General features: G+C 43.2%; 5 protein-coding genes and 2 pseudogenes. 4 read left to right on the top strand and 3 right to left on the bottom strand.

What is annotated here, in order from left to right; all coding sequences use genetic code 11:
* Positions 1 to 139 precede the first annotated feature (139 nt).
* The 4 genes and pseudogenes from GY843_RS04555 to GY843_RS04540 form a co-directional block, all read left to right on the top strand.
* A pseudogene (locus GY843_RS04555) lies at positions 140 to 448 on the top strand (glutaredoxin family protein); the annotation flags it as partial.
* A 665-nt stretch (positions 449 to 1,113) separates the two neighbouring features.
* Entirely contained in the window at positions 1,114 to 2,928 is a 1,815-nt protein-coding gene (locus tag GY843_RS04550; protein WP_012516917.1) for a copper resistance system multicopper oxidase, read from the top strand.
* A gap of 9 nt (positions 2,929 to 2,937) precedes the next feature.
* Positions 2,938 to 3,684 carry a copper resistance protein B gene (locus GY843_RS04545; RefSeq protein WP_012516916.1) on the top strand — a complete coding sequence of 249 codons (747 nt, stop codon included), beginning with the start codon at positions 2,938 to 2,940 and terminating at the stop codon, positions 3,682 to 3,684.
* Positions 3,685 to 3,841: 157 nt separating this feature from the next.
* Positions 3,842 to 5,167: an APC family permease gene (locus GY843_RS04540; protein ID WP_297306982.1), complete on the top strand. Its 1,326-nt coding sequence runs from the start codon at positions 3,842 to 3,844 to the stop codon at positions 5,165 to 5,167.
* Between the two features lie 155 nt (positions 5,168 to 5,322).
* On the opposite strand, the gene GY843_RS04535 is transcribed toward GY843_RS04540, so the two are convergent.
* The 3 genes and pseudogenes from GY843_RS04535 to GY843_RS04525 all read right to left on the bottom strand — a co-directional run.
* Entirely contained in the window at positions 5,323 to 5,478 is a 156-nt protein-coding gene (locus GY843_RS04535; RefSeq protein WP_020745207.1) for a hypothetical protein, read from the bottom strand.
* Between the two features lie 101 nt (positions 5,479 to 5,579).
* Positions 5,580 to 5,825 carry a DUF5676 family membrane protein gene (locus GY843_RS04530; protein ID WP_012516913.1) on the bottom strand — a complete coding sequence of 82 codons (246 nt, stop codon included), beginning with the start codon at positions 5,823 to 5,825 and terminating at the stop codon, positions 5,580 to 5,582.
* A gap of 99 nt (positions 5,826 to 5,924) precedes the next feature.
* Positions 5,925 to 6,163: pseudogene (locus tag GY843_RS04525) on the bottom strand (cation transporter); the annotation flags it as partial.

Here is a 6,163-nt window from a genome sequence, read left to right as displayed (position 1 = left end):
TGCTTATCAATCAATTCCTGCCATTGCTCGCGTGTTCGTCTTTTTGTTGCCATCGATTAAGTCTCCGTGAGTAAAATCTACGGGGACCATTTTACGGGGTAGCTCCGCCGGGAAAAGACGGTCTAAATTGATCGCTTACTTTACAAATTCGTTCATAACCTACGATTTGTTGGCAATGAGGTGGCTTCGATATGGTTACATCTACCCATTTCTTGAAGCCTACGCGGGGATAGGAATGGTAGCTCAACTGCCTGCCATAGCTGTTGCGCCATTTTCACTATTTATAGGAACCGTTGGGGCAATTTCTGTCTTTAAAGCAGTATATGTGGATAAACGGGAGCTCAAATGTGCTTGTGTCGGTGGGGACAGTAACGTGCCGTTAGGTTTTGTTTCACTATCAGAAAACATTTTTATGATAGCAGGCGCATTACTCATGTTATCTTTTTAGTTACAAGAGTTGCTTATCGACTAAACTTAATAAAAGTAACTCTATCAGCTTTTAAGATTGAAAAGACTGCTTGTTTAACTACATAGGAAGTTGTTTATCTTAGTTACAAGCAAATGTCATTGATTAAAGTGTCCTTAAGACTTATCTTTTCTAAGGGAATAACGTCGCGTAAAGGTTGAGAGCAAATACAAAGTTATGAGATCTATTATTTTCACACTATGCATTGGATATTTATTGGTACTGTTTACCGTGCCAGTTGATGCGTGTGAAATGAAAATGGATGAACATAGCTCATTAACTAAGGTTTCTCACAAATTCGCAGACGCTCATGAGGAGAAACGTAGCAGTTCACCTAGTTCTAAGCATCAAAGCGCTCACACTGATGGACACCCCTCGCATTCGGGTAAATCAGGTTGCTGCAATGATGGATGTATGTGTATAGCTACCAATTGCTACCACTTTGCAAGTCTTTTTTACGTTCCCATTCGTCAATTTGAAACAACGTTTGCTGAGCAGTATGACATTATCGCTCTAGCTGTTCCCCCCAAAATTTTCACTCCACCTTTTCGTCCCCCGATAGCCTAAGGTACTGACTTAGTTAGTAATACTTTTTAAATGGATGAAATTCCTTCGTCCAGTTAGTATCAATTCAAAGGCTAAAAACTATGAAAAATTCTATCGACAACGGTCGCAGAAGATTTGTGCTCGCTGCCCTGACCTCAAGCGCTGCGGCTGCGTTAACCAACGTTAGTCCTCTATGGGCAGCACCTGTTGGTCGCCATTTTAAAGATCAAGTTTTGACAGGTGATATTAAAAATCTCAATGTGTCAAAAGCGCAATTGCCAATAGGCTCAAATATGGGCTCACCTATAACGATCAATGGTCAAATGCCGGGCCCGTTGATTAGATTGAAAGAAGGACAGAGAGCGCACCTCAATGTAACTAACCACCTAAACCAAGATACTTCAATACACTGGCACGGGATTATTTTACCACCAGATATGGATGGCGTTCCGGGAGTTTCCTTTGCCGGAATAAAACCTGGCGAAACATTTAAATATGCATTCGATGTCGAGCAAAACGGCACCTACTGGTACCACAGTCATTCAGGCCTCCAGGAACAGTTGGGCCATTTAGGACCTCTTGTGATCGACCCCGCAGATGGGGACATTGGGGCTGATAGGGAACATACAATTATTTTAAGCGATTGGACGTTTTCAGACCCCCATGACGTTATGCGAAAACTGAAGGTAGCGGAAGGTTATTACAATTATCAAAAGCGAACTATTTTCGACACGTTAGAAGACGTAAAGAAAAAAGGGCTTGCCGATACATGGGAAGAGCGTGCTATGTGGGGTGCAATGCGTATGAGCCCTCGCGATATAGCTGACGTTACAGGCAGTACATATACATACTTAATGAATGGCCGGACACCACAAGATAATTGGCAAGCCCTGTTTAAAGTAGGCGAGAAAATCCGGTTGAGGATCATAAATGGTTCTGCGATGACTTATTTCGACTTTCGCATCCCAGGGCTTGAAATGACAGTTGTAGCTGCAGATGGTCAGCCTGTTAAACCAGTAAATGTGGATGAGTTTCGAATTGCAGTAGCGGAAACTTATGACGTAATCGTTCAGCCAAAAGAGCGAAAAGCTTATACCTTTTTTGCGGAAAGTTTTGATAGAAGTGGATATGCGCGTGGCACCCTAACCCCGTCAATTGGCCTTACTGCAGAGGTTCCCCCACAGCGAGTTATCACAGAGCGTGGTATGGCGGCGATGGGGATGGACATGTCTGGTATGAAAGGCATGAATATGGATAAGTCCAAGGTCGACAGCTCGGGCATGGCTGCTCCAAAAGGTGAAATGAAAGGAATGGGGCAGCATAGCGCCCATACAATGCATGGCACCCAAATGGAAGGAGAAATGACCCCCTCCAAAAAGCTCCCAGTAGAAAGCATAGACATTGTCCACAGCGAAGACGGGCACGGCGCTGGTGCAGCGATGATTGCTAAAAATCCAAGTTCTAGGTTGGATGAACCTGGGATCGGTTTGGAAGACAGCCCACATCGTGTCCTTGTTTATACAGATTTAGTCGGTGAAAGTCCTTGGCCTGACGAAAGAGAGCCGGAACGTCAAATTGAGCTTCACTTAACGGGCAATATGGAAAGGTACATGTGGTCGTTCGATGGCAAAAAGTTTAGTGAAGTAGACGGATATGTACGTTTCAATTATGGCGAGAGACTACGTCTGATCTTGGTTAATGACACTATGATGGATCACCCTATTCATTTACATGGTATGTGGATGGAACTTGAAAACGGCCAATATCCAAGACCTCGTAAACACACGATCAGCCTCAAGCCTGGAGAGAAGGTCTCGTTACAAATCAGCGCAGATGCCCCCGGTGAGTGGGCGTTTCATTGTCACCTGCTATACCACATGGAAGCAGGTATGTTTCGTGTTGTACAGGTCGCATAGGAGATTAAAATGAAACAGATATTAATAGCAGGCCTAATAACATTAACTTTGAGCGTTGACAATGCTTTGGCTCAATCAAGAGATGACTGGCCATCTCCTATTCCTAATGAATATTTTGGCCAAGTTCTATTTGACCGACTTGAATATACTCGCACTGATGAGCAGCAAAATATAGGGGTCTGGGACATGCAAGCGTGGTATGGCGGAGATTACCATCGTCTTGTTTTTAAAAGCGAAGGCGAAAATACACAAAACGATGGAATGCCTACTGATCTGGAACGAGCAGAACTGTTGTACGGTTATCTAGTTTCTTCTTTTTGGTCTATACAATTTGGTGTGGGCACAAAGGGAGAGCTGTCATCAGATGCGGATATGGAGAACTATGCGGTGGTCAGTTATCAAGGTCTAGCTCCTTACTGGTTTGAAATGGAAAATTCACTGCGTATTAACGAAGACGGTGACATGCAGTTCATCAATGAAACCGAATATGACTGGCAACTAAGTCAAGTTTCCTATCTGCAACCGCGACTGGAAGTTGTTGCCAACCTCACCGATTCTGAAAAGTATGACCGTCAAAGCGGGTTGAGTAATATTCGTATTGGTTTGCGATATCGGCATGAAATAGTGAGGGAGGTAGCACCTTATGTCGGTGTTTATTACAGCAAAGCTTTGGGAAATACAGCTGATGCATTAAAGGCTGAAGGCAAGTCAACCAGTGAAACTGGTGTAGTGTTAGGTGCAAGGATTTGGTTTTAAACGCCCTACGCTAAAAATGAAATAACTGGTATGCCATTGCCAGTTATTTCTTTCTACACGTCTTCGAATTTGTTTTGTAATGGGCCTGTGTCCTTATATTTGCTGCAGGTTGCTTTTGTTGTTACTCAGGCTCACATGACATAAAGGAGTAACCAATATGAATGAACACGAGCATTCAAACAGGAAAGATTCGTTAAGCCTCTGGGGCGCGGTATCGATGGGAACTGGTGTAATGATAGGTGCTGGTATATTTGCTTTAACCGGGCAAATAGCAGAGCTGGCAGGCACATGGTTTCCTTTTGCGTTTTTAGTTGCAGCGATAATTGCAGGGTTTAGCTCATACAGTTACATCAAAATGGCACAGAAATACCCCTCTGCAGGTGGTATCGCCATGTTTCTGAAAAAAGCCTATGGTAGAGGTCTGCTGACTGGTGCCTGTGCATTGCTAATGTTTTTTTCCATGGTTATCAATGAAAGTTTGGTAGCCCGCACTTTTGGCACTTATGTCCTACAATTGTTTGACTCTCAGGGCGCTGAGTGGCTTATACCAGCGCTTGGCGTGAGTCTTCTTATTGTGGCATTCATTGTTAATATTTTGAGTAATCAATTCATACAGACCCTCTCATTTATTATGGCTTTTATCAAAATAGCAGGACTTGCAGTTTTGGCAATTGGTGGGCTGTGGGCAACCGGTTTGTCGTTTGAGAGCGTTTCAGCTCAACCGCAAGATACCAGCGCAGCCGGTTTTCTCGGAGCCGTGGCACTTGGTATTTTGGGATACAAAGGATTCACTACAATCACAAACAGCGGAGGCGAGCTCAAACAACCAGAAAAAAATGTAGGAAGGGCCATAGTCATTTCTATATCCATTTGTGTGGTACTTTATGTTTTTGTCGCAGTTGCAGTTGGAGCAAATTTATCAATTGGCGAAATAATACAGGCAAAAGATTATTCGCTTGCTGAAGCATCTCGACCCGCATTCGGCCAGTATGGTGCTTGGTTTACTATAGCTTTCGCGATTATTGCCACGTCTTCCGGTGTCGTTGCCAGCATCTTCGCTGTTTCAAGAATGCTATCGATGCTTACATCAATGCAACTTGTGCCTCACCGTCATTTTTCATTACCGGGAGATATAAGAAGACATTCCTTAATTTATACGTTAGTCATCGCAATAATTCTTACCATATTCTTCGATTTGAGCCGCATAGCCTCCATCGGTGTAGTTTTTTATATCGTAATGGATATCTTCATCCACTGGGGAGTGTTCAAGCATTTACGAGATGATGTGCAAGCTAAAGCTTGGGTACTAGTCAGTGCAATTATTCTCGATATCATTGTTCTTCTATCTTTTATGTGGGTGAAAGCAAAATCAGATATCTTCATTGTTGGGATTTCTGTGGCTGGACTTCTTATCGTATTCGCGGCTGAGAAATGGTTTCTAAAGCTCCATGCGTATGATGATGATGATAAAAATTATAACTGATGCAAATCATTGAAGCTGTTCATGAACAACATCGACGGAGTAAGACAATATTCAGCGTAGGCAGAGTAGCAGCCTAAAAGGTAAGCGCAGTTGTTATGAATAGGAAAGGAATTAACCGGCATTAGCGTGCCGGTTATTTTTACTCGTGGCACACTTTAACCGCTTTTTTGCTGCTTCAGTGTATCCATTATTTCAGCAAACTCCTGTCCTTTTGACTCAGGTGGCTGGCTACAACCCTGCTTCTCTGTATTGGTTTGACTGGGTAGTTGCATGGCTTGCTGTAAGGCTAATTCTGAATTATTGGTTATCATAATATCTCACCGTTAGTTTAAATTTATGTGGCAGTAGATATCAGCAAATATCGTACCTGTGCTAAAAGGACAAATACTGACTATTTATTTAGCCCTCACTACTACAGCTGCCTATTGTAAATACTGGCAATAAGCCAACCCAGTACACCTGCGAACAAAGCCCATAAAGCTCCGCCTATCACTACACCCAATAAAGGCACGTTCCATATCATCCCTTGCCAGTCTGAAAACATTATATTACCAGCCATGGGTGACATCATGTCGGGCATTGTAATAATGAACAAAGAACTAACAACTAACAACACTCTCGAAGCTGAACGATGCGGCGCACGCGAACGCAAATACATTTTCTCGAATTTTCATCTTACGCCTCCTTAAAGCCAGCATCATAATGTAACGACATCGCTCAGCATTGTTGTTGAGTGAGAACGTAGAGCACATTAAGGTTATGTACGCTTCCTGTGAGCGCCCTGCGGCAAGTGGTGGCAACTCCACGGTTTGTGCGTCGCATTGTCTTTTATATTTTGATCTACAAACTGGTAATAACCTTCTTTTGTGTGTGTCCACCAGTCATTGTGAAGATCTGCGCCGTGTTTTCGAATGATCGCTTCAATACCGTCTAAATCGATATGTGTCGCATCATATGCCAGGTGAATAGCCCCTTCTTTGATGTTGTAGCTCACCT

It is taken from the genome of Neptuniibacter sp., from assembly GCF_024231755.1.
GTDB lineage: Bacteria > Pseudomonadota > Gammaproteobacteria > Pseudomonadales > Balneatricaceae > Neptuniibacter.
This window is presented reverse-complemented; position numbering and strand designations above follow the sequence as displayed.

What these genes read in the sequence shown, in the direction of transcription:
- GY843_RS04550 (WP_012516917.1), top strand. Translation starts at nt 1,114, where the DNA reads ATGAAAAATTCTATCGACAACGGTCGCAGAAGATTTGTGCTCGCTGCC.
- GY843_RS04545 (WP_012516916.1), top strand. Translation starts at nt 2,938, where the DNA reads ATGAAACAGATATTAATAGCAGGCCTAATAACATTAACTTTGAGCGTT.
- GY843_RS04540 (WP_297306982.1), top strand. Translation starts at nt 3,842, where the DNA reads ATGAATGAACACGAGCATTCAAACAGGAAAGATTCGTTAAGCCTCTGG.
- GY843_RS04535 (WP_020745207.1), bottom strand. Translation starts at nt 5,478, where the DNA reads ATGATAACCAATAATTCAGAATTAGCCTTACAGCAAGCCATGCAACTA.
- GY843_RS04530 (WP_012516913.1), bottom strand. Translation starts at nt 5,825, where the DNA reads ATGTATTTGCGTTCGCGTGCGCCGCATCGTTCAGCTTCGAGAGTGTTG.